The sequence below is a fragment of the Aquimarina sp. KJ22-3 genome, assembly GCF_055808215.1.
Window position 1 is genome coordinate 4779324 of sequence record NZ_CM147859.1, and the last position, 23087, is coordinate 4802410.

19 protein-coding genes are annotated in these 23087 nt (G+C 36.0%); 14 read left to right on the forward strand and 5 right to left on the reverse strand.

The window, feature by feature from the left end:
* The 3 genes from AC0L3Q_RS21885 to AC0L3Q_RS21895 all read right to left on the reverse strand — a co-directional run bounded on the left by AC0L3Q_RS21885 (position 1) and on the right by AC0L3Q_RS21895 (position 6549).
* Positions 1-1533 (reverse strand): RagB/SusD family nutrient uptake outer membrane protein, encoded by a 1533-nt coding sequence (locus AC0L3Q_RS21885; protein WP_473282930.1) that lies wholly within the window; start codon positions 1531-1533, stop codon positions 1-3.
* Positions 1534-1541: 8 nt separating this feature from the next.
* Positions 1542-4607 (reverse strand): SusC/RagA family TonB-linked outer membrane protein, encoded by a 3066-nt coding sequence (locus tag AC0L3Q_RS21890; protein ID WP_473282932.1) that lies wholly within the window; start codon positions 4605-4607, stop codon positions 1542-1544.
* Between the two features lie 271 nt (positions 4608-4878).
* Positions 4879-6549 (reverse strand): glycoside hydrolase family 13 protein, encoded by a 1671-nt coding sequence (locus AC0L3Q_RS21895; RefSeq protein ID WP_473282934.1) that lies wholly within the window; start codon positions 6547-6549, stop codon positions 4879-4881.
* A gap of 350 nt (positions 6550-6899) precedes the next feature.
* Between AC0L3Q_RS21895 and AC0L3Q_RS21900 the strand changes: the two genes are divergently transcribed.
* Complete coding sequence (locus tag AC0L3Q_RS21900) at positions 6900-7925, forward strand: LacI family DNA-binding transcriptional regulator (RefSeq protein WP_473282936.1); 1026 nt, start codon at positions 6900-6902, stop codon at positions 7923-7925.
* A 122-nt stretch (positions 7926-8047) separates the two neighbouring features.
* Positions 8048-10096, forward strand: coding sequence for a glycoside hydrolase family 65 protein (locus tag AC0L3Q_RS21905; protein ID WP_473282938.1), 2049 nt, complete (start codon positions 8048-8050; stop codon positions 10094-10096).
* A gap of 8 nt (positions 10097-10104) precedes the next feature.
* On the opposite strand, the gene AC0L3Q_RS21910 is transcribed toward AC0L3Q_RS21905, so the two are convergent.
* Positions 10105-11145 carry a LacI family DNA-binding transcriptional regulator gene (locus AC0L3Q_RS21910; protein WP_473282939.1) on the reverse strand — a complete coding sequence of 347 codons (1041 nt, stop codon included), beginning with the start codon at positions 11143-11145 and terminating at the stop codon, positions 10105-10107.
* Positions 11146-11432: 287 nt separating this feature from the next.
* Here AC0L3Q_RS21910 and AC0L3Q_RS21915 point away from each other — a divergent pair, with 287 nt between their 5' ends.
* The 7 genes from AC0L3Q_RS21915 to arsM all read left to right on the forward strand — a co-directional run bounded on the left by AC0L3Q_RS21915 (position 11433) and on the right by arsM (position 16619).
* Entirely contained in the window at positions 11433-11768 is a 336-nt protein-coding gene (locus tag AC0L3Q_RS21915) for an arsenosugar biosynthesis-associated peroxidase-like protein (RefSeq protein WP_025742421.1), read from the forward strand.
* A 29-nt stretch (positions 11769-11797) separates the two neighbouring features.
* The gene (gene arsS, locus AC0L3Q_RS21920) at positions 11798-12865 is read left to right on the forward strand and encodes an arsenosugar biosynthesis radical SAM (seleno)protein ArsS (RefSeq protein ID WP_473282942.1); all 1068 of its coding nucleotides are present in this window, start codon (positions 11798-11800) and stop codon (positions 12863-12865) included.
* Between the two features lie 8 nt (positions 12866-12873).
* The gene (locus AC0L3Q_RS21925; protein ID WP_473282944.1) at positions 12874-13551 is read left to right on the forward strand and encodes a TIGR04282 family arsenosugar biosynthesis glycosyltransferase; all 678 of its coding nucleotides are present in this window, start codon (positions 12874-12876) and stop codon (positions 13549-13551) included.
* Between the two features lie 156 nt (positions 13552-13707).
* Positions 13708-14214 carry a rhodanese-like domain-containing protein gene (locus AC0L3Q_RS21930; RefSeq protein WP_473282945.1) on the forward strand — a complete coding sequence of 169 codons (507 nt, stop codon included), beginning with the start codon at positions 13708-13710 and terminating at the stop codon, positions 14212-14214.
* Positions 14211-14837 carry a TIGR04282 family arsenosugar biosynthesis glycosyltransferase gene (locus tag AC0L3Q_RS21935; protein ID WP_473282947.1) on the forward strand — a complete coding sequence of 209 codons (627 nt, stop codon included), beginning with the start codon at positions 14211-14213 and terminating at the stop codon, positions 14835-14837. The genes AC0L3Q_RS21930 and AC0L3Q_RS21935 overlap by 4 nt, the downstream gene beginning before the upstream one ends.
* Positions 14821-15633 carry a purine-nucleoside phosphorylase gene (locus tag AC0L3Q_RS21940; protein ID WP_073321306.1) on the forward strand — a complete coding sequence of 271 codons (813 nt, stop codon included), beginning with the start codon at positions 14821-14823 and terminating at the stop codon, positions 15631-15633. The genes AC0L3Q_RS21935 and AC0L3Q_RS21940 overlap by 17 nt, the downstream gene beginning before the upstream one ends.
* Positions 15634-15650: 17 nt before the next feature.
* Positions 15651-16619 carry an arsenosugar biosynthesis arsenite methyltransferase ArsM gene (arsM, locus tag AC0L3Q_RS21945; protein ID WP_073321303.1) on the forward strand — a complete coding sequence of 323 codons (969 nt, stop codon included), beginning with the start codon at positions 15651-15653 and terminating at the stop codon, positions 16617-16619.
* 65 nt (positions 16620-16684) lie between these two features.
* Here arsM and AC0L3Q_RS21950 read toward each other — a convergent pair whose 3' ends face one another.
* Positions 16685-17905: an NADH:flavin oxidoreductase/NADH oxidase family protein gene (locus AC0L3Q_RS21950; protein WP_473282950.1), complete on the reverse strand. Its 1221-nt coding sequence runs from the start codon at positions 17903-17905 to the stop codon at positions 16685-16687.
* 225 nt (positions 17906-18130) lie between these two features.
* On the opposite strand from AC0L3Q_RS21950, the gene AC0L3Q_RS21955 reads away from it, so the two are divergent.
* The 5 genes from AC0L3Q_RS21955 to AC0L3Q_RS21975 all read left to right on the forward strand — a co-directional run bounded on the left by AC0L3Q_RS21955 (position 18131) and on the right by AC0L3Q_RS21975 (position 23051).
* On the forward strand, positions 18131-18838 hold the full coding sequence (locus tag AC0L3Q_RS21955; RefSeq protein ID WP_473282952.1) for a DUF547 domain-containing protein: 708 nt from the start codon (positions 18131-18133) through the stop codon (positions 18836-18838).
* A 259-nt stretch (positions 18839-19097) separates the two neighbouring features.
* The gene (locus tag AC0L3Q_RS21960; protein ID WP_473282954.1) at positions 19098-20024 is read left to right on the forward strand and encodes a DUF547 domain-containing protein; all 927 of its coding nucleotides are present in this window, start codon (positions 19098-19100) and stop codon (positions 20022-20024) included.
* A gap of 359 nt (positions 20025-20383) precedes the next feature.
* The gene (locus tag AC0L3Q_RS21965; protein ID WP_084549653.1) at positions 20384-21130 is read left to right on the forward strand and encodes a DUF547 domain-containing protein; all 747 of its coding nucleotides are present in this window, start codon (positions 20384-20386) and stop codon (positions 21128-21130) included.
* A 71-nt stretch (positions 21131-21201) separates the two neighbouring features.
* Positions 21202-21912: a TIGR04283 family arsenosugar biosynthesis glycosyltransferase gene (locus AC0L3Q_RS21970; protein ID WP_473282956.1), complete on the forward strand. Its 711-nt coding sequence runs from the start codon at positions 21202-21204 to the stop codon at positions 21910-21912.
* A 203-nt stretch (positions 21913-22115) separates the two neighbouring features.
* Positions 22116-23051 (forward strand): helix-turn-helix domain-containing protein, encoded by a 936-nt coding sequence (locus AC0L3Q_RS21975; RefSeq protein WP_473282958.1) that lies wholly within the window; start codon positions 22116-22118, stop codon positions 23049-23051.
* The last annotated feature ends 36 nt before the right edge of the window (positions 23052-23087 follow it).

The window sequence follows — 23087 nt, forward strand, 5'->3', positions numbered from 1 at the left end:
TTAATACCCAGGATTTTGCCTTAAATTAGGGTTTGTTGCTAATGCTTCGGCAGGAATAGGGTATACCAGCCTTGTTCGATCTGAAGTAGTTGGTCTTTCTTGAACAGGGTCTAACAGGGTTCCAAAACGTATTTGATCGTTTCTTCTAAATCCTTCCCAGTATAACTCCCGTCCTCTTTCTGCCAATAAATCCGCTTCGGTTAAAGCAGCGAGATTGCTAGCTCCTCTTGAACTTCGAATATCATTAACTATAGTAAGTGCTCCTGCAGCATCACCTGTTCTTAAAAGCGCTTCAGCTTTCATCAATAATACATCTGCATATCTGTAGAATACGAAGTCTTGGTTAGGAATATTAATGTTCGAATAATCCGGTTGATACTTTAATACTCGAATTCCTCGTACCTCATCAGAGTTTGCTAAATTAAAATCTCTTGTAAATGCTAGTGGATTTCCTAAACGATCTTCTAAAGCCACTCCATTTACATCAAACTGTTGACCGATAAGAAATCCTCCTGTTAATCCAGAATTTGCAGAGAGATCCGGGATTTCAGAACTTTTCCGAACATCACCATCTTCAAAACTGTCATAAAAATCTGCCAGAGTAACAAAACCATTCCAGCTTCCTGGATTTTGGTTATAGTGTAACGTCATAAAATTAAATCTCCTTATTTCTCCTGCAAAGTCATTGGTATTTTGAGATACAAAAATGATCTCTGAAGAAGTTTCGCTGTTGGTTGGAGAAAAGCTTGAAAAGTACTCGTCTTCGAGAGAATAATTTCCAGAGTTAATAATGGCATCACATAGCTCTACAACCCTTGTCATATCAGCATTTTCAAAATTATAAGGAGGCAATTGAGGTGCTCCATCAGCATCAGTTGCTTTGTATACTGCTCGGTTCAGATACATTTTTGCCAGCAAAGCATGACCTGCAAAAATATTTGCTATGGCCGGATTTGTAGTGGCAGGCAAATTACTTAATTCTGCTTCGAGCTCAGTAATTGCTATATCTATTGCATCTATCCTATTAGCGGTAATAGAAGGCAAATCTGCTAGATTCTCACCAGGTTCTCTAATAGGAACTGTTCCGAACAAATCTGTTGCTGTATAAATGAATAATGCCCTAAGCATAGTTGCTTGAGCTCTTTGACTATCATCAGGGTTAAAACCTAAAACTTCGGTCGCTCTAAATAATCCGGATAGTACCGACCCCCAAGAATCAACAACCCTTGGATGTGCAGAATTCCAAGTATGCAAATGCAATGCTCTCCATGCACCTCCATCATCCCAATCAGCCCCTCGAGTAGGTCCTGCTATTTCATCTGAAGGGTGTTCCATTAGTACAAACATAAAATCAGTATGTTGAAAATCTTTTAACCGATCATATGTAGCATTCAATGCATCTTCTGCCGATGCAGCATTAATTCCATCTTCCCTATTAAGATTCTGGTTCAGTTCTTCTTCCAAATCGGTACAACTATAGAAGACCGATATGGACAACAACGCACTAAGCGTATATACACCTAATTTTTTCATCGCTTTTTTTAAAAATTCATATTAAGTCCTAATGTAAATTGTCTCGACCTTGGAAATGCCGTATAATCAATACCAAACGAAGGCACTCCATCTACTTGCTTGTTTGTATTTACCTCCGGATCAAATCCATCATAAGGAGTTATAACAAACAAATTTTGTCCAGTAAGAGATATTCTTAAAGAGTCAAACCAACTTGTCAAGTTGCTATTCTCTGATCCCCTTAATGTATATCCAAGAGTTACATTAGTTAGCCTAAGGAAGTCACCGGATTGTAAGAATCTTGTTGAAACCGTATTAGGAGCTCCGGGGTCTTCCCCATTTCCAACAATATCTTCGGTAACGTTTTCTCCTCTCCTTAATGCCGCAGCTGTGAATAAGGCATTAGCGGTGTTATCATAGATTTGATGACCATAAGCTCCATTCATGTAGAGACTTGCATCAAAATCCTTGTATGTTGCAGAAGCTCGAATACCTATTAAGAAATCGGGATTTGGATCTCCAACAAAAGTTCTATCTGTTTCGCCTGGAGTTCCAAAATCAGTATTTATAACACCATCCCCGTTAACATCTCTAAATATAGGTGCTCCCGCAGCATCAAACCCTTCAAAGATAGGCAAATAAAATGAAAATAGCGGCTGGTCATCGAATAGTAATTGCGCATTTTGTCCCGATAATCCTTGACCAGAAATATCACCGGTAATAATTCCATTCACGAAATTGTCGGCCGTAACATTTTCTATCTTATTGTCTAAGAAACTCATATTTACTCCAAAATCTACCTTTAAATCATCCGTTTGTAGAATAACTGCATTAACTGCTAGTTCAATACCATTATTAATGATTTCGGTATTATCGAGATTTCTCCATAGGAAAGAGTTAGGTACTGCAGGTTGAACCGTTGGGAACCTGAATAGTACATCTTTGGTCACTTTGTTAAAATAATCTATAGATCCAGAGAGCCTATTGTCAAAAAACCCGAAATCAACTCCAGCATTGATAGTACTTGTGCTCTCCCATTGTAAGTCAGGATTTGCCGCATTAACCTGAGCAACTACCGAAATTGATTCTTGAGTAGTTGGGTCAATCGTTCTAATAAAACCAAATTGATCTTGCGCAGAACCTGCTGGGAACGCTTGGTTACCCGTGATACCCCAACCTAATCTTACCTTTAAATCTGAAAAAATTTCTGGTGAAAAATCTTCATTAATAATCTTCCAGGCAAAAGCTGCAGAAGGGAAATATCCATATTGATTTCCTGAACCGAATCTACTTGATCCATCCGCTCTTAAAGTTGCCGTTAACAAGTATTTATCGAATAAATTTACATTGGCTCGTCCAAAGAATGATTGTAATTCTGAAGTTGGTTCAAAGAAAGAGCTGGTAAAGAAGGTATTTAACTCAGCACTTTGTATATCTGTAAAAATAGTAGCAGCTGCATTTAAATTATCTACATACAACCCTTGATCATCAACTGCAAAATCGAATGCCGTTGTACTATTACCTCTTCTTTTAAATTCTTGGTAAGAATATCCAACTACCGCATCAAGGAATATATCTTCTGTTAAATCTTTTGCATACGATAAAGTATGCTCAAATAATTCACTTGTATTCACCACAGTAGTAATATCAGCACGACCACGTCCCAGGACATTATTCAAAAATAATAATCTAGATTGTGCCACTCCTCTAGTGGACTCAGTACGATCAACCCCTAAATTAAACTTATAATTCAAACCTTCGATAATCTCGTAGGTAGCAGAAAAATTACCAAAAACACGAAATGTCTCTGCCTCATCATCATAGTATTCCAATAGGGCCAACGGGTTTCTTTGGTTGTCACTAGGCTGATCAAAAGTCCCATCAGGCAATATGAGGTTTCTTGTAGGATTCCATTTAAGAGCTGAACTTATTAAATCTCCTTCGGCTCCAACATTATCTGATATTGCTTCGGCGCTATCTCTAATAAATGATGTTAAAACTCTGGCTTCAAGTTTTAATTTATTATCAAAAAAACGTTCGGATAAATTGATATTTGAAGAATATCTTTTTTGACCTGTTCCTTTAACAATACCTTCTTGATCTAATAATCCTAATGAGATTCTATAGTTTCCTGTTTCGCTTCCTCCTCCATATGAAAAATCATACTGCTGAATCACTGCGCTTTGGAGAATCTCATCGAATGCATCTGAACTACCTCCTAGATCTGCTCCAGGGTTACCGGCTGCATTGGCTGCTTGTACAAAAGCATTCCCACTTAGTAAATCATATTCATTCGCTATTGTCCCAATAGAAGTAGCTGTGCTAAATGTCATTTGAGGTTTCCCTGATCTTCCTTTCTTGGTAGTAATAATGATCACCCCATTAGCTCCTCGAGATCCATAAATTGCAGTTGCCGATGCGTCTTTTAACACGTCTACACTGGCAATATCATTAGGATTGATAAATGCTAATGGATTTCTTGAAGATGTAGTTCCAATTCCAGCATCACTTCCTGGGCTCACATCAGTATCGGTAAGTGGGACTCCATCAACAACGATTAAAGGATTATTTCCTGCTCGTATAGAAGAAGCACCACGTATTCTTATCGAAGAGCCTGCTCCAGGTTCACCACTGGACTGTGTGATATTTACACCCGCAACACGACCCTGTATCAACTGGTCTGGTGAAGTTTGTACCCCTTGATTAAAATCTTCAGGTTTTACCGAAGTAACTGAACCTGTAAGATCTTTTTTACGTACAGTACCATAACCTACCACGACCACTTGCTCTAATTCGGCGGCATCTTCTTCCATAGTTACACTGATTGTTGTTTGACCGTTTACAGGAATTTCCTGAGATTTAAATCCAACATAGCTAAATACTAAAATAGCATCTTCTGCTACATTTTCCAGAGTGTAGTTACCATCAAAATCGGTAACTGCTCCATTTGTTGTTCCCCTTACAAGAACATTAACCCCAGGAATAGGGCCTCCGGCATCGGAAACCACCCCAGAAACAGTAATTTGTGCAGACATCACACCCCCAGATAAAAATACCAACAGGAATATGAGCCTTTTAAGTATCATACTTTTCATAATATAGAGTTTGATTTAAATTTGAAAGTTCCTAATTATTGACTTATGTGTTATTACTATTTTTTAGATACGTAAAAGTAACAAGGGAGGCATCGTAGCCTCATTACCACATTCTGACTGATTTCTGCAATTATACTGTCTTTAGGACACTATTAAGTTACAAAAAAAATTGATGCCTCCATTGTTACACCTTTAAGAAGTTCTCATTTCTGAGACCTCTTCGCTAACAAACAAAAACTAATTTCACTTTCTACAGTATAGGTGTTTGTTTTTAGTTCATTTCCAAAATCACTCCCTGGTAAGGTTTTAGTGTCATTTGGTTATTTTCTATATTTAAATCTTCGTAATTACTAATCAATATTTCTGAAGTAACATCGCTTGTATCGAATTTAAATTCAATCTCCTCTTCACTAAAATTAAGTGCTACCAGAATTTCTTCATTTTCTCTTTTCTTTTTATAAGCATAAATATTGGGGTTGTTGAATTCCAGCTCTTCAAAATCCCCGTGAACAAATACATCGTATTGTTTTCTTGTCTTTAGTACTTTTCGATAAAAATTTAATATTGAATCTTTATCCTTGTCCTGCTTTTCTACATTAATCACGGCATAATTTGGATTCGCCTTTAGCCATGGTGTATGCGCAGAAAACCCTCCATTTATTTCATCACTCCATTGTATTGGTGTTCGAGCATTATCTCTTCCTTCTTTGTTAATCATTTCCAGAGCATCTTGATTAGAGTACCGTTGTGTTTTAAGGTTTTCTCTATAAAAGTTCAAAGACTGTACATCTCTTACATCCTCCACCGATTCTAATACGATATTGGTCATCCCTATTTCATCTCCTTGATAAATATTTAAACTGCCATTTTGTGTTGCCTGCATAAGAAGTAACATCTTAGCAGATTCTGACCAATACGAGGTATCATTTCCAAAACGAGATACCATTCTTGCAAAATCATGATTCCCCATTGCATTGGCTATCCATCCTTTTTCATGAACCGCTTCCCTCCATTTTTTAAAGATGTTCTTCAGATTGACCAGGTTAAACACAGAAGATTCTTCGAATTTTCCATTAACTATAGTACATTCTAATACATCAAAATGGTATAGCATATCTAGCTCTTTTCTGTCATTATTGATGTACAATCCAGCATTCTCATGATTGATTCCAACTCCTTCGGCCAGTGAAAATGCATCATAATGACTAACAACACTTGAATTCATCTCTTTTAAATACTCATGTACCCTAGGTCCATTTGCATATACTTCTTCTATTATTTTTCTGAATCCTTTCTCTGGTGCATTAGGATATCCTTCTCTTTTTGATATTAAAGGAATCACATCCATTCTGAAACCGTCTACTCCCTTGTCTAACCAAAATCGCATCGCATCATAAATCTCTTCTCTCACTTTGGGGTTCTCCCAATTCAAATCCGGTTGTTTCTTAGTGAACAAATGCAAGTAATACTCTCCGGACGAAGGGTCTAGCTCCCATGCACTACCTCCAAAAAATGACTTCCAGTTGTTGGGTGGACCACCGTTGGCTGCAGGTTTTCTCCAATGAAAATAATCTCTATAAGGGTTGTCTTTCGATTTTTTTGCTTCCTGAAACCAACGATGCTCGTCGGAACAATGATTGGCCACCAAATCTAAAATTAATCGCATTCCGCGACTGTGTGTTTCTTTTAACAGCTCGTCAAAATCTTCCATCGTCCCAAATTCAGACATGATATCACAATAATCACTAATATCATATCCATTATCATCATTGGGGGATTTAAAAATTGGACTTAACCATAAAATATCGACTTCTAAACTTTTTAAATAATCTAGTTTTTCAATAATTCCTCTAAGATCACCTATCCCATCATTATTACTATCGTTAAAACTCCTGGGATAGATTTGATATATAGTTCCTTTTTTGAACCAAGTGAGCTCCATTCAATTCGGTTTTAAGATTTTAAAATCATTGGTTTTAAAATATTTGATTTTCTTACCGCATTTTAAACAATGTTTAATTCGAATTAAGCATTATTTATCCTAAATTAGCATAGCCGCATGTTATTTTGAGCATGAAGTATTTTGGGGAAAGTTGATTAAAAAAATGACTTTTTTAAGTAGGTATTATTATGAATTGCTCAAAAAATCGTAACGACTAATACAAATTACTGAACAATTCGTATAACTGAGAAACAATCAATAAGTTTAAAAAAATGCAAACGTTTGTATTATCATATTTTTAGCAAAATTGATGTTTTAACAATAATTTTTTAACGTAATTTTAGATAAATTTGAAAAAAAGACGGGTAAAACTTGAGGATATCGCCAGAAAGCTTAACATTTCTATAGCTACTGTTTCCAGGGCCTTGGATAATAATCCCAGAGTAAAACCGAGTACCCGTGAGAAAGTTTTCAAAACTGCAGAGGCCATGGGCTATATGCCCAATCAGATTGCAAAAAGTCTCAGTTCTGGTAAAACCAACATCATAGGAGTCATCATACCCAGATATGACGAACCTTTTTTTATTGAAGTTTGTCGTGGCATTGATCATTATGCCCGAGAACACAACTATAAAATCCTTATTAGCTCTTCCAGAAACTCTTTTGAATTTGAAAGAGAAAATCTTATTTCCTACGAAAGAGGTATTGTAGATGGTATTATTCTATCTCCTACTCATGAAACAGAAACATTTACCCATATCAGAAGCATCATTGGCAAAGGTATTCCTGTTGTTTTATTTGATAATATCAAGGAAGAAGTTTCTGGTGCAGACCATGTATTAATCCAGGACGATAAAGCCTCTTACGAAGCAGTAGAACATTTAATCAAAACCGGAAGGAAACGGATCGCTTTTATTGGAGGCATTAAGGAGAAAAAGGTTTTTCAGGATCGTTTCAAAGGGTATTTAGACGCCATGCAAGCAAATCAAATTGAAGTTCTCGAAGAATTGATTCTGCATTGTAAATCGTTAGATAGAGAATTTGAGGATATAGAAATCAACGAATTCTTAAGCAACTTACCAGAGTTCCCAGATGCTATTTTTACCTGTACCGATAATTATGGTTTACTCACCATGAAAACATTGCTTAAAATGGGATATCGTATCCCCGAGGATGTTGCAGTGATTGGTTTTGGAGATTTGGGATTAGGTGAAGTTTTTGTACCATCAATGACTTGTATTGCGCAGCCCAGCTTTGAAATGGGACAAAAGGTAGCCGAGTTACTTATTCAGCAATTTAATGAACCTGTAGACAAAAACCATCGCAAAAAGGTTGTGAAATTAAAAACTGAATTGATTTTGAGGGATAGTACATAAATCCATATATTTAACTACCACAATACGCTAATAAACAATACCAACATAGTTCTAAAGTAGGGGTTAATGCTATTAAAGCATCTTAAATAGCACACCGCTATTAACTTAAATTGTTTATTGTTATGATCACACAAAAAGTCAAAGGATTACTAGCGTTTCTATTTCTAATTACCTTAAGCATCACTGCTGTTTCTCAAGAAAATAGATGGTCAATTTCCACTACAAATCAACAAAACTATACAGGAATTGTAGCCGCCAACGGTAGAATCGGAATCCTTCCTTCTTCCAACATTTTCAAAACAAAACAGATTATCCTGAATAACGTTTACGACAAAGAATCTCCACTTGGAGTTAGTAGAATTTTACAAGGGATGAACTTTGGAAATTTAGAAGTGGAAATCAACGGACAACAACTTGATAATAGTGTTATTGACAATTGGACCCAAACACTATACATGAAAGAAGCTCGTTTTACAACCTCTTTCTCCTATAAAAACCTAGCGACCATTTCGTATAGCATCTATGCTCTTCAGAATGTTCCCTATGCAGGATATATAGATGTTGAGATACAAGCCTCGGAAGATATTGACCTTAAAGTAACTGCAAAAATCCAAACTCCAGAAGAGTACAACTCACCAAATAGTACTTTTCGGATTCTGAAAGATCTTGAAACCACCATGCCCATACTACAAACTGTAGCAAAAAGTAGACTAAACCGACATACCGTAGCCTCTTCTGGAACCTTTGTTTGGCATGCGATCAACTCTACAAGAGAACACCAGCGGCCAAAACTAACTCATCAAAAAGTATCTGAGTACGACAATAGATTATCGTTTGAAAAGAAAATAACAAAAGGAGAAAACTACCAATTTGCCTGGACTGGTGCCCAATGTACGACGCAAGATTTTTATGATCCACAAACCGAAAGTGAGCGTTTTGTAATTTTTAATCTACTTACTCCTCAAAAAGATCTATTGGCACAACACAAAAATCGTTGGGAAGATCTATGGAAGGGAGATATTATTATTGAAGGTGACCTGCAATCGCAACTCGATGTGCGTTTGGCCTTATACCATCTATATGCATTCTCTAGAGAAGATTCGAATCTGAGTATTGCTCCAATGGGGTTAAGTTCACAAAACTATAACGGTCATATTTTTTGGGACACCGAATTATGGATGTACCCACCATTATTGGTTCTAAACCAGGGAATCGCTAGATCGTTAGTGAATTATCGATCGGATCGCCTGGAAATTGCCAAGAAAAAAGCCATTAATTTTGGGTATAAAGGAGCCATGTTTCCTTGGGAAAGCGATGATACAGGAGAAGAAGCAACTCCGGCATGGGCACTTACCGGAACTTTTGAACATCATATAACCGCAGATGTAGGCATCGCCTTCTGGAACTATTATCGTGTTACTAAAGATAAAACCTGGTTAAAAGAACGTGGATATCCATTACTTAAAGAAGTTGCTGATTATTGGGTAAGTCGATCTTCGCCCAATGCAGATGGCTCATATACCATAAAGAATGTAGTAGGTGCCAATGAGTTTGCTCCAAACGTAGATGATAATGCATTTACCAATGGATCTGCCATCACCTGCTTACAATATGCTGAAAAAGCCGCAACCGAATTGGGTCTGCCTTCAAATCCAGAATGGAGCAAGGTTGCAAAGAACATAGTGATCCATAAATTTGAGGATGGCACAACCAAAGAACACAGCACTTATGATGGAGATCGTATCAAACAGGCAGACGTTAATCTACTGTCGTACCCACTGGATATTATCAATGATAAAGCAACCATCCTTAAAGATTTAAAATATTACGAACCCAAGCTTGCAGAAGAAGGGCCAGCAATGGCTCAAAGTGTATTTGCGGTTATTTATGCTCGTTTGGGCGACGCCGATAATGCGTTTCGATTGTTTAAACGAAGTTACGAACCCAACAAAAGACCTCCATTTGGTGCTTTGGCCGAAGCTGCAACTAGTAACAATCCTTACTTTGCAACAGGCGCAGGAGGAATGTTGCAAACTGTCATTTTTGGGTTTGGAGGACTTCATTTAACTGACGAAGGGATCATTCAGAAAAATCCAATTTTACCAAAACAATGGAAAAAACTAACGCTTACTGGTGTTGGACCAGATAAGAAAACTTATGTTATTGACTAAATCTAACTTTATTTGGTAGATTCTCTTACAATTAAAGAAGTTTTTACGATTTCGGTTGCGGTTTTATAATCTTCATCAAAATCATCGACGAGATGGCCCAGTAAAATTTCGGCGGCTTTTGCTCCCAAATCCTCTGCATGTTGAGATACTGTGGTCAACTTGGGATACGAATGCTTAGACAATAATCCGTCTGTAAATCCAATCACAGAAATATCTTGGGGAATTTTATACCCTAACTTATGAGATATATTGATTGTAATAGCAGCAGCGGTTTCATCAAGACCTAATACGGCATCAAGATCATTCCCTTTAAGAAATTTCTCAATTTCGTTTTCTATGGCATTAGATTCTTTTTCTACTAAATCGATTATCGTGTCTTTTACTTCAAGATTTATTAATGAAACATCTTTATTAGCCTCTGCAGCTTCTCTAGCTCCTTCTAATCTTAATTTAGCAACACTAATATCTCCAATAGTAGTGACTATGGCAATTCGTTTACACCCTGTATCGATAAGGTATTGCATCGCATTTTTGGAAGCTACTTTGTCGTCTACAATCACTTTATCACAATCAATTTCGTCACTTACTCGATCAAACATTACCACTGGAACATTTTCTCTTTTCAATACCTTAAAATGGTCTAATTCATTAAGTACTTGGGTTTCCTGACTCAACGCCACAATAAACCCATCAACACTACTATAGTTGAGCATCTCTACATATTCTACTTCTTTTTGGTAGGATTCGTTGGTAATACAGGTCACTATTTTATATCCATTTTTGGCCGCCTCTTTTTCTATTCCAAAAAGTGCTTTTGCAAAAAAGTGATTGAGTATTTCTGGTAAAATTACTCCTATGGTTTTGGTTTTGTTACTTTTTAAACTAACGGCTAATGCATTAGGTTTGTAATTGTAAAAACTTGCTAATTCGTGAACCCTATTGATTGTTTTTTGACTAATTTCGGGATCATTCTTTAAAGATTTCGAAACTGTGGATATCGATAAATTTAATTCTCGAGCAAGTTGTTTTAAAGTAACCTTTTTCCTCATGACCTATGTGTAATAAATTATAATTCTTATTTCAGAAATAAGAATATCTCGCAAATTGACTTTCGAGTCTAAATTAAGCTTTTTTCTTAACGTAATATTAAAACATCTGCACTTTGTGCTGTTATTCTTATGATGTTTAAGAAATAACCATTTTATTCGTTAAGGTTTTTTTATATTACCTAAACTTTAATTTTTCAAAAAAAATAAAGTTAATTTTAGAAATATAGTGTAAGTGATACACTATAAACAACGACAAATAAATTTATTCCCAAATAAAACAACAGCATATGTCTAAAACATATTATGACCCGGCGGATCTTAGAAAGTTTGGTAAAATCACAGAATGGAGCGAAGAATTAGGTACTAAATTTTTCGATTACTACGGAAAAGTATTTGAAGAAGGTGCTTTGAGCGCCAGGGAAAAATCTTTGATTGCCCTTGCCGTATCTCATGTGGTAAAATGCCCATATTGTATAGATGCATACACCAAAGATGGATTACAAAGAGGAATTACAAAAGAAGAGATGATGGAGGCAGTGCACGCAGGAGCAGCAATCGAAAGTGGTGCTACTCTGGTACATGGTGTACAAATGATGAATAAGTACGAGAAACTCTCTATGTAGTTTCTAATCGTAAAAATATTAAAGGAAAAATGTCTGAAACAAAGAAAAAACAGTCGCTACATAAAAGAAATGACCAGTTAGCCAATACCCAAAGACAGCTGGAAATTTTAAACAACGGTATTTTTGCTAATGGCGAATTACCCAAGTTTGCCGACAAAATAGCTGAAATTAATCAGTTCCCGTTGCGTCCTCGTAAGCTTGAAATATTACAAATCAATGTGGGATACATGTGTAATCAGGTTTGTGAACACTGTCATGTTGATGCCGGACCGGACCGAAAAGAGATCATGACCAAAGAAACCATGATGCAATGTTTGGAAGTGATCAGAAATACAGGAGCGCATACGCTGGATTTAACTGGTGGTGCTCCCGAGATGAATCCTGATTTTAGATGGTTTGTTGAAGAGGCTAGTAAAGCTGGAATCAAAGATTTTATTGTAAGAAGTAACCTTACCATCATAAGAGCTAATAAGAAATATTACGATCTTCCGGACTTTTTCAAAAAGCACAATGTGCATGTGGTTTCTTCAATGCCGCACTGGACTCGTGGCAAAACCGACAAACAAAGAGGAGATGGTGTTTTTGACAAATCGATAAAAGCGCTTCAGGAACTCAATGAACGTGGATATGGGATGCCGGATAGCGATTTGCGTTTGGATTTGGTCTATAACCCTTCTGGAGCTTTTTTACCCGGAGACCAAGCTTCAATGGAAAAAGATTTCAAAAAGGCATTACTCGAAGATTTCGGAATTCAATTCCATAATCTGTTTGCGATCACCAATCTACCTATTAGTAGATTTCTGGATTACTTAATTGCTTCAGAAAACTATGAAGACTATATGTATGCCTTGGTAGATGCCTACAATCCTTCGGCCGTTGCCAATGTAATGTGTACCAATACTATTTCTGTAAGCTGGGATGGTTGGTTATACGATTGTGATTTCAATCAAATGCTTGATCTTAAGGTAGCAAGCAAAGTAAAACATATCAGCGAATACAACGAAGATTTGCTAAATAATAGAAATATCGTAATTTCACAACACTGCTATGGTTGCACTGCAGGTGCAGGTAGTAGTTGTCAGGGAACAGTAGCGTAATAATATATATGCATTCAAAAACAGCCATATTAGTTTTTGCAAATTCTGCCAAAGAAGAATCATTGCATAAGCCTATGAAAGGTGGTGAGCAACTATTTGCTCAACTTAATGAATCCACCATCGCTGTTGTAAAAAGCACTCATATTCCTTACTATGTAATCACCGAAGAACAACAATATGGGGTTGACTTTGGAGAACGTTTTGTAAATGCTGTCCAAAGTATCTTTAAGAAAGGATACGAAAAAGTAATTACTATTGGTAACGATACTCCGCTACTCAATAAAACACATTTGCTGCAAGCTGCCCAATTGTTAGAGGAAGATAAATTTGTAATTGGCCCTTCTGCTGATGGAGGATTTTATTTGATGGGATTATGTAATACCCATTTTGATCCTTCTTTGTTTTTAAATTTACCCTGGCAATCAAGAACACTTACTGTAAATCTCATTGCCACTCTTGGAGCTTGCGAGGTAGCTATCTCAAAGCTTCAGGTACTATATGACATCGATAGTGTTTCTGATTTAAAAATTATTCAAAAATTTAGCAGGAGATTATCACTTGGGGTTCTAAAAGCGTTGGAACTCATTCTTTCTCATTCTAAAAGTATTCAAAACGTAGTTTCTCTAGAAAACACTACCATATATCATACGATTGCCTATAATAAAGGGTCACCTGCTCTTCTTTAACATTCCTTAATGGTCTTTTTTTCGTGATTCAAAAGAAGTCTTGATTTGCGAATCAGTTATAAACTTATAAAGACCTAGATATTCTCAGAATACCATTGAGAATAGTTATCAAAACACCATAATGAATATTCAATAGCAAAATATTGCGCTAACTATATGCTTGTAAAAAAAGGTATTATTCTACTTTGTTTCTTATTCCCTTGGATTCATTCAGGTCAGGATTCTATTGAAGAATTATTGACGATGTACAATACGGAGAGCATCCCGTATGTAACCATCGAAGACATCAAGGATGAAATCGACAACATTGTGGTTCTTGATTCTAGAGAAATAGCCGAATACAAGGTTAGCCATTTAAAAAATGCTATTCATGTAGGGTACGATCAATTTGATATCACTAAAATTTCTGAAATCCCGGAAATCGATAAAGACACCAAAATTGTAGTGTATTGTAGCCTTGGGATTCGATCAGAAGTGACTTCAGAAAAATTAAAACTAGCAGGATATCACAATGTATATAATTTATACGGCGGAATTTTTGAATGGATCAATCATGGCTATCCTGTTTTCAATAGTAAAGAACAACGAACAGACCAAGTGCATCCCTTTTCTGAAGAATGGGAAAAATGGTTAGAAAAAGGCACTAAAAGATATCAGGAATGAATACAAAAAATTTGTTATTAATATTTACCCGTAACCCAGAACTGGGCAAGTGCAAAACACGACTAGCAGCCACCATTGGAGATCAGGCAGCTCTAGATGTATACAAAATGCTTTTGCAACATACAGTTTCTATTACTGAAGGGTTAACATGTGTAAAAGAGGTACACTACTCGGTATCTGTAAACCCAAATGATATTTGGGATCCAACCATATACCAAAAGAAAGAACAATTTGGAAAAGATCTAGGTGCCCGGATGAAATACGCATTTGCCGAAGGGTTTAAACAGGGGTTTGAAAAAATTATCATTATTGGTAGTGATATGTATGACCTTGAGCAAAGGGATCTAGAATTTGCTTTTGAGCAGCTAGAAAATCACGATTATGTAGTAGGACCAGCCCAAGATGGAGGATACTACTTGCTGGGAATGAAATCACTAAACAATGCTGTTTTTGAAAACAAAGCTTGGGGTACCGACACTGTTTTTAGAGATACATTACATGACATAGAACAACATAGCCATAAATTATTAGACATACGAAATGATGTGGATTATTATGAGGATATCAAAGATATTCCTGCATTTCAAAAATTTTTAAAACAAACAGATGATCAAATACATTGAAGAAACTACGGATTATTTAAAAGATAAGGGGTTTGAAGCCCCTGAAATCGGAATTATCTTAGGAACCGGATTAGGTCAGTTATTGAATAATATCGAAGTGATCAAAGAGGTGAGCTACAATCACATTCCTAATTTCCCAACAGCCACAGTAGAATTTCATAAAGGAAAATTAATTTATGGAAAGCTAGAAGGAAAAAAGGTGGTTGTTATGCAAGGGAGATTTCACCTGTATGAAGGGTATTCTCTTCAGGATGTGACATTCCCGGTACGTATTATGCATCAGCTTGGGATCAAAAAATTATTGGTTTCTAATGCTGCAGGTGCGATCAACTTGGATTTCAAAAAAGGAGAACTAATGCTAATTGACGATCATATCAATCTTCAGGGAGGATCCCCTCTGGCTTTTAAAGGAGTGGAACAACTTGGAAGTCGCTTTACCGATATGAGTGCTCCTTACCATCCAGAAATCAATTCAAAATTAGAGGCTATTGCGGCCAATCACAATATAACACTACACAAAGGTGTATATGCCTCTGTTGTAGGGCCACAGCTTGAAACCAGAGCAGAATATCGCTACTTGAAAATTATAGGTGCCGATGCTGTTGGTATGAGTACAGTACCGGAAATCATTGTAGCCAATCATCTGGATCTTCCCGTTGCAGCGGTATCCGTTTTGACCGACGAGTGTGATCCAGACAACCTGAAACCTGTTAATATCGAAGAAATTATCCAAATGGCTGGAAAAGCAGAACCTAATTTGATTCTCCTTTTCAAAGAGCTAATAAAATCTATGTAAACAAAAAAGAAAGAACTATGAGTTATTTAGATACAACACATGATGTATATAAAGAAGCAGCCATAACCCCAGATGTTGGGTTATGCTGTACCACAAATCCTATCTGGGAATTACCAGGCCTTAAAATTCCTAAAATTATGCAGGAAATGAATTATGGCTGTGGGAGTACAGTAAACGCAAGAGATTTGACTAATAACCCCAAAATCCTTTATGTTGGTGTAGGTGGTGGAATGGAATTATTACAGTTTTCGTATTTCTCTCGTCAAAAGCATGGTGTAATTGGTGTTGATGTGGTTCAGGAAATGTTGGATGCTTCCAAAAAGAACTTTAAAGAAGCCGAAGCACAAAATGACTGGTTCAAAAGTGAATTTGTAGATCTTAGATATGGAGATGCACTTAATCTTCCTCTCGAAGATAACAGTGTGGATGTAGCTGCTCAAAACTGTCTTTTTAATATCTTTAAAGAAGAAGATTTAAAGAAAGCTATCGAAGAAATGTACCGTGTATTGAAGCCACATGGTAGGTTGGTGATGAGTGATCCTACTTGTGAGCAGCCTATGAATGACAACCTTCGTAATGATGAGCGTTTACGAGCACTTTGTCTAAGTGGAAGCTTACCGATTGCTGATTATGTAAAAGCTTTGACGGATGTAGGGTTTGGTACCATCGAAATTAGAGCACGTAAACCGTATCGTATTTTGGATCCAAAGAATTATGATACCGACGAATTGATCTATATCGAGTCTATAGAAGTTGCTGCCATCAAAGATCCAATGCCAGAGGATGGGCCTTGCGTGTTTACAGGTAAAGCTGCCATCTATTATGGAGATCAAGACTATTTTGATGACAAAAAAGGACATGTTTTATTAAAAAACCAGCCTATCGCTGTATGCGATAAAACTGCCGGTGCACTAGCAGACCTTGGCAGAGATGATATTTTTATTAGCGAATCTACTTATCATTATGATGGAGGAGGATGCTGCTAAAATTCAAGGCTAATTAACTATAATCATGAAGCCGGGAGCAATTGTATTTGCTTTCGGCTTCTCTGTTATGCAAATTTCTTGGCCATCGCTTTTCTGAACTCGTAAATAATTAGAAACATAGAACACCAAAGTGGGCTCATATTACGTTTCAATCCCTTCCCTTTAGAAAATCGTATCAGTTGCCTGGCATAAAACCCACCCTCTGCAGCGTCTTCAAACTGTTTCATTCCGGTTCTTAACACCAAATTTTCAAGTACTTTAACTTCTCCTTTCAAAAATCCAGGAATATCGTCGTTGTTCGTAATAAACGGACGCCCCATACCAATAAGGTCTACCTCGCCATTTTGTAAGACTTCATTACAAAAATCATACGATCTGAAACCACCTGTGATCATCAAAGGTAGTCTTGTAATCGCTCTAACTTTTTTTGCAAAATCAATAAAATAAGCCTCTCTTCTTTTGGTGCTCTCTTTTACCTCTTTCCCTTCCTCATTTAAGATAAAAAAAGCGAGTTTCTCATACGTCCCTCCAGAAATCTCTAACAAATCAATCTTTTCATTATCCAGCATTTTTACCACTTCAAGAGACTCTTCCTCTGTAAATCCTCCTTTTTGGAAATCTGCAGAATTCAATTTTACGGCTATCGGAAAACCTGGCCCTACCTCTTTACGAACTTCTTTTACGATAGTGATCAGTAATCTACTTCGATTACCAATACTACCACCCCATTGATCTTTACGAACATTGGTTCTTGGCGATAAAAACTGACTTAACAAATACCCATGTGCTGCATGGATCTGAACTCCTGTAAACCCAGCATTCTTTGCAATTCTTGCTGCTCTCACAAAACCAAGAATCACCTCTTGGATATCTGCTTCGGTCATTGCTTTGGGTTTACCAAAGAGCCCCATTTTTTTAAGTTGTACCTCCGAAGGAGCTAACGGTCTTCCTGTACTAAATTTGTTAGTTTGCCTACCAGAATGTGAAATCTGTACCCACACATGATTGTGATTTGCTTTTGCCGCATCTGCCCAAGCCTTCATTTTGGGTAACATGTCTTCGGTATCAAAGCATACATTACCGGCCGATTCCAAATGTTTACGATCAATTACTACGTTTCCCGTAATCAATAAACCTGCCCCTGTATCAGCCCACATTTTATAGAGCCTATTATGACCCTTGGTAGGTTCAAATTTTTTATCACTAATCCGCTCTGTCATTGCAGATTTAACTAGCCTGTTTTTGATAGTCGCTCCACAAGGAAGTTTCAATTCTGTACTAATCATATAAAAATAGTTCGATTACAATAATACATAATCCTTCAGGATAATACAATCTATATTTGCTAACAAATGTTAAAAAATTAACATTTAAAATACGTTTTTACTTACAAATTCTACGTTTAACCCATAAAGTTTGCGTTTTATCGATAAATTTCGTTATTTTATGGATGTAAAAAATATAAACCGATTCATTTTTAGTTAATTGAATACATCTAAAACCTAACAAAGATGAAAAGATATAGAATACTCACAATACTTGTTTTATTGTTAACCACTGCTCAGACTTTCTCCCAAAAGAAGCCTGATCATACGGTATGGGATCAAATACTTATCCTCAATGTGACCGAACAGGGGAAAGTAAATTACGAAGGTATTATGAAAATCAGTCCTTTGTTCTATAAATACTTTAGGTCTTTATCAGAAAACCCTCCTACAGACGAGTGGTCCAAAGACGAAAAACTTGCCTACTGGATTAACGCCTACAACTCTATTGCTGTAAAAATGATCATCGATAATTATCCAGTAAAAGATATCAATGAGTTACATGATCCTTGGAATCAAAAGTTTTTCAGAATAAAAGATAAACGATACAGTCTTGATGACATAGAACACACTATACTTAGAAAATTTAATGAACCAAGAATTCATTTTCTAATCAATTGTGCATCATTTTCTTCCCCTAAACTAATGAACAGAGCCTACACTGCCGAAAATATAAACATGGCATTAGAAAAGTGTACCAAGGAGTTTATTAACGACCCTACAAAAAATATTATTACCCCTAGCAAAGTGCAAATTTCTCAGATTTTTGAGTGGTATAAAGATGATTTCAACCAAGGAGATGTGGTAAGCTTTATCAATAAATACTCTGATGTAAAAATTTCGGAAATACCTAAAGATGGTTACATCACTTATAATTGGGATTTAAATAATTAAATTCCTGAAAGGTTACCGAATCGGATTCGACCAAACGAACTTCGCACGGGAACCGGAAAAATTGCACGTAGGAAACCACCAACGTTTGCCCCAAAATACTTGGACTCACCAAGTGTGGCCTGAATTTTGGTTTTAACTTCCTGCAAAAGAGATTGATTTATAGTATTACATCTATACATAAGACATATGTATGGAAATACATACAATATTCGTCGAAATGTAGCCCAAAACCAGGTTTAACCCAATAAATAAACGAACTATGAACAGAGTACTTTTTATGCTATTGGTAGGGATGTCTTTTTCTTGTACTACAAGTAAAGCGGCAATCCAGACCACCCAAGAAATGCCTATTGCCGAAAACATAACTGCTGAAAAGGATACTGATTCTCCTGACATAGTTGTTATAGAAGAGAAAGCTGCGGATACCATCATTCCCGAAGAAATAAAAGAAGAAAAATCCGAGGACGTTATCCCTATAACTGACTCTATTCCCAAAACAATAAAAGAAAAACAAGAACCTATAAAGGCAGTAATAGAAAACACTTCTTTTGACCATAAACCATGGAACATATTATTGGGTAAGTATATTTCGAAAGATGGAATGGTAAACTATAACGGGTTCAAACAAAACGGAAAAGCCTTTAGAGCTTATTTGACTTCTTTGAGCAATAATCCTCCAAAACAATCCTGGAGTAAAAATGAAAAACTTGCCTATTGGCTAAATGTGTATAATGCATTTACAGTAAAACTTATTGTAGATAATTATCCGTTGGCTAGTATAAAAGATATCAAAGACCCATGGGATCTTCGTTTCTTTAGGATCGGTAAAAAATGGTATACGCTAAATGATGTAGAGCATCGAATGCTGAGAAAAATGGGAGATCCAAGAATTCATTTTGGGATTAATTGTGCCTCATATTCTTGCCCAGCATTATCCAATAAAGCCTTTACCGCTCAAAATGTAAATCAAGAATTAGAAAGGTTAACCATTGCCTTTATTAATGATACGAGTCGAAATCACATATCCAAAGACAAGATTGCGATATCCAAAATTTTCTCCTGGTTTGCGAAGGATTTTAAAAAGGAAGGTACTATTATCGATTTTTTAAATAAATACGCTAAGGTTACAATTAGTAACACCGCCAAAAAGAGCTTCCTAAAGTATGATTGGGCATTAAATGAATAATAATTCATAGCTTTTTCTTATGCCTTATAACTCGTTACAGCCTTTTTAATACCTTTAAAATCAAAAAGTTAATTTTTTTATAAATCTTTAATGAGTAAAATTTGCCTGGTTTGATCTCAGCTAAAAAAGAATGAAACGCAAATTTCTGTTTTTCAGTCATTTACATTTTTTCATTTCGAGATTATTTACATAAAACTCTCTGTTTCTTTATTTATCAAATTCCTACAACAAACAATAAAAACCTGCACTTTGTGTAAGGTTAATTCTTAATTCCCTACTAAATTCCCACAATAACTGATCAGGTTACGACAATAAAAAAACAATTAAGTATTAACCATTCAATTTAAAAACACAAAGAGATGAAAGCTCCAAAAAATATATTCGTTCTAATAGCAGTTTTATTTTTTACTCAAATCAACGCACAAGATAAATTTGACCATAGTGTTTGGGATCAAGCACTTTTACTAAACGTTTCTGAAGACGGAAAGGTAGATTATGACGGTTTTATGAGAGATAGTTCTCAATTATATAGATATTTCCAACAACTTTCTGAAAATCCGCCACAGGAAGACTGGTCCAGAGAAGAAAAACTAGCGTACTGGATCAATGCATATAATGCGTACACTATAAAATTAGTAATCGACAGTTATCCAGTAAAAAGTATTAAAGATATTGATAACCCATGGGGGAAGAAATTTTTCAAGATTGATGGGGTATGGCACAGTCTAGGAGAATTAGAGCATAAAATCCTAAGAAAGTATGGAGATCCAAGAATCCACTTTGCTATCAACTGCGCTTCTATTTCTTGTCCTGTAGTGTGGAATAGAGCATACACAGCAGAGAATTTACATACAGCTCTGGATCAGCAAACTGAAAAATTTATCAATGACCCGACACGCAATGTGATTACAGAAAAGGAGGTGAAAGTTTCTAAAATTTTCAGTTGGTACAAAAAGGACTTCAAAGTAAATGGTGGAGATGTAAAAGACTTTATCAACAGATATTCTGCAGTGAAAATCACGAATCAGCCAAACAAAGGATACAAAGATTACGATTGGGGATTAAATAAAGGAGCACAAGTAACACCAGCTTTTGTTGTTGACTAAAAATAGTACCTCAACAGATAAATTTGGGACTTAAATATGTAAATTTATAACCTAATTCTAAGACTCCAAAATTGAAAATATCGATTGTTATTCCTATACTTAACGAAGCAGCTACCATTGGTAAGCTGCTTTCTTACTTAATTCAAAATAGATCTAATAATCATCATGTACAAGAAATTCTTGTCGTAGATGGAGGAAGTATCGACGGATCTCAGGATGTCGTCAATCAATACGCCAGCAACAGTGAAGTACAAGTTAGGTTGATCCCTTCAAAAAAAGGAAGAGCAGTACAACTAAATACCGGAGCGCAAAATGCTATGGGTGATATCTTGTATTTCCTTCATGCAGATTCTTATCCTCCAAAACATTTTGACCATGATATTGTCACCGAAGTTACTAACAACAATCCTGCGGGGTGTTTTAGAATGAAATTTGATTCTCATCATCCTTGGTTATTATTTCTGGGTTGGCTTACACAATTCGAAAGTAAAAAATGTAGAGGCGGAGATCAAAGTCAGTTTATCACCAAAGAACTATTCGAAGAAATAGGTGGATATGATGAAGCTTATATCGTTTACGAGGACAATGATCTGGTAGATCGGCTTTTTGAAATCAATAAGTTTGTGATCATCCCTAAAAATGTAATTACTTCGGCGAGAAGGTATCGAGAAATTGGGGTATGGAGACTGCAGTATCATTTTTTGAATATCCATATGCGAAGATGGTTAGGAGCATCTTCAGAGGATCTCTATCGATACTATAAAGAAAAAGTTGTTTCTTAAAACTTCTTCTTTATCTTTAAAGAAGTGAAAACATTTGATATCTTTTTGGTAGTACTACTTTGTATTGGTGCAATACAGGGGATTGTTTTTGGTATAATTTTATGGCAAAGACAAGGAGTACATTATATTGCTAACAGATTTCTTTCAACCATTCTCTTCTTTTTTCTTATCGACTGCTTGTAGAAACTTTAAATCTCTTTGGATTGGGCAGATATGATTTATGGTACCATATTTTATTAGAATACAATTGGATTTATGGTACTCTAATTTACTTTTTTGTAAAAAGTTACGTCAATCCAAAGTTCAAATTACTGAGGAAGGATTGGATTCATTTTCTACCCGTAATCATAGAATTCATTTGGAGTTTTTTTATCAAAGCCCAAAACTTCTTTTGGGATGGAACAAGAGAAAGCTTAACTTGGTTGGGATATTGGGGATATGTTGTTTGGATGCACTACCCAACAATGTTTGTCGTTTCTGGAGCATTAATTATTTTCTATTGTATTAAAGCTGAAAAAATATTAAACAGAGATCTACAGGTTGAAGGTTATCAAATTATCAAAGAAAAACTGATTTGGATTAAACGAGTAGTCACGGTTATGAAAGTATTTTCTATCATTTATGTGTTAGGAATACTAATTGACTTTTTCTTTTTCAATTTCGCCAGTAATTTTTTCTATGGTCACCCCGTATTTATTGGCATGGCTATTATCACGTATTGGTTGGGGTTAGAAGGGTTTTCTAGGAGAAAAGAAAGCGCTTTTAAAGAAGTAGCTACACTAACCGCAAAAGAAAAAACACAACTCGAAAATATAGCCAAAAGCTTGGAAGCAAAAATGAAAGAGGATCAACTGTATAAAGATCCAGAGCTTACCTTGTCATCCTTATCCAAAGCGCTTTCTGTAAAACCCTATTTGGTAACAAAATGTTTAAACACCATCTATCAGAAAAAATTCAATGATTACATTAATGAATGCAGGATTGAAGAGGTAAAAAGATTAGTAAACGATCCCAAGAATGATAATTTCACCTTGCTTGCCCTGGCCTATGAGGCTGGTTTTAACTCCAAAGCTTCTTTTAATCGAGCAGTAAAGAAAACAACAGGAAATCCTCCTAGCGCTCTAAAACTAGTCAATTAGAGGTTTCAATTATTTAATTGAGCCCATCAACTTCTC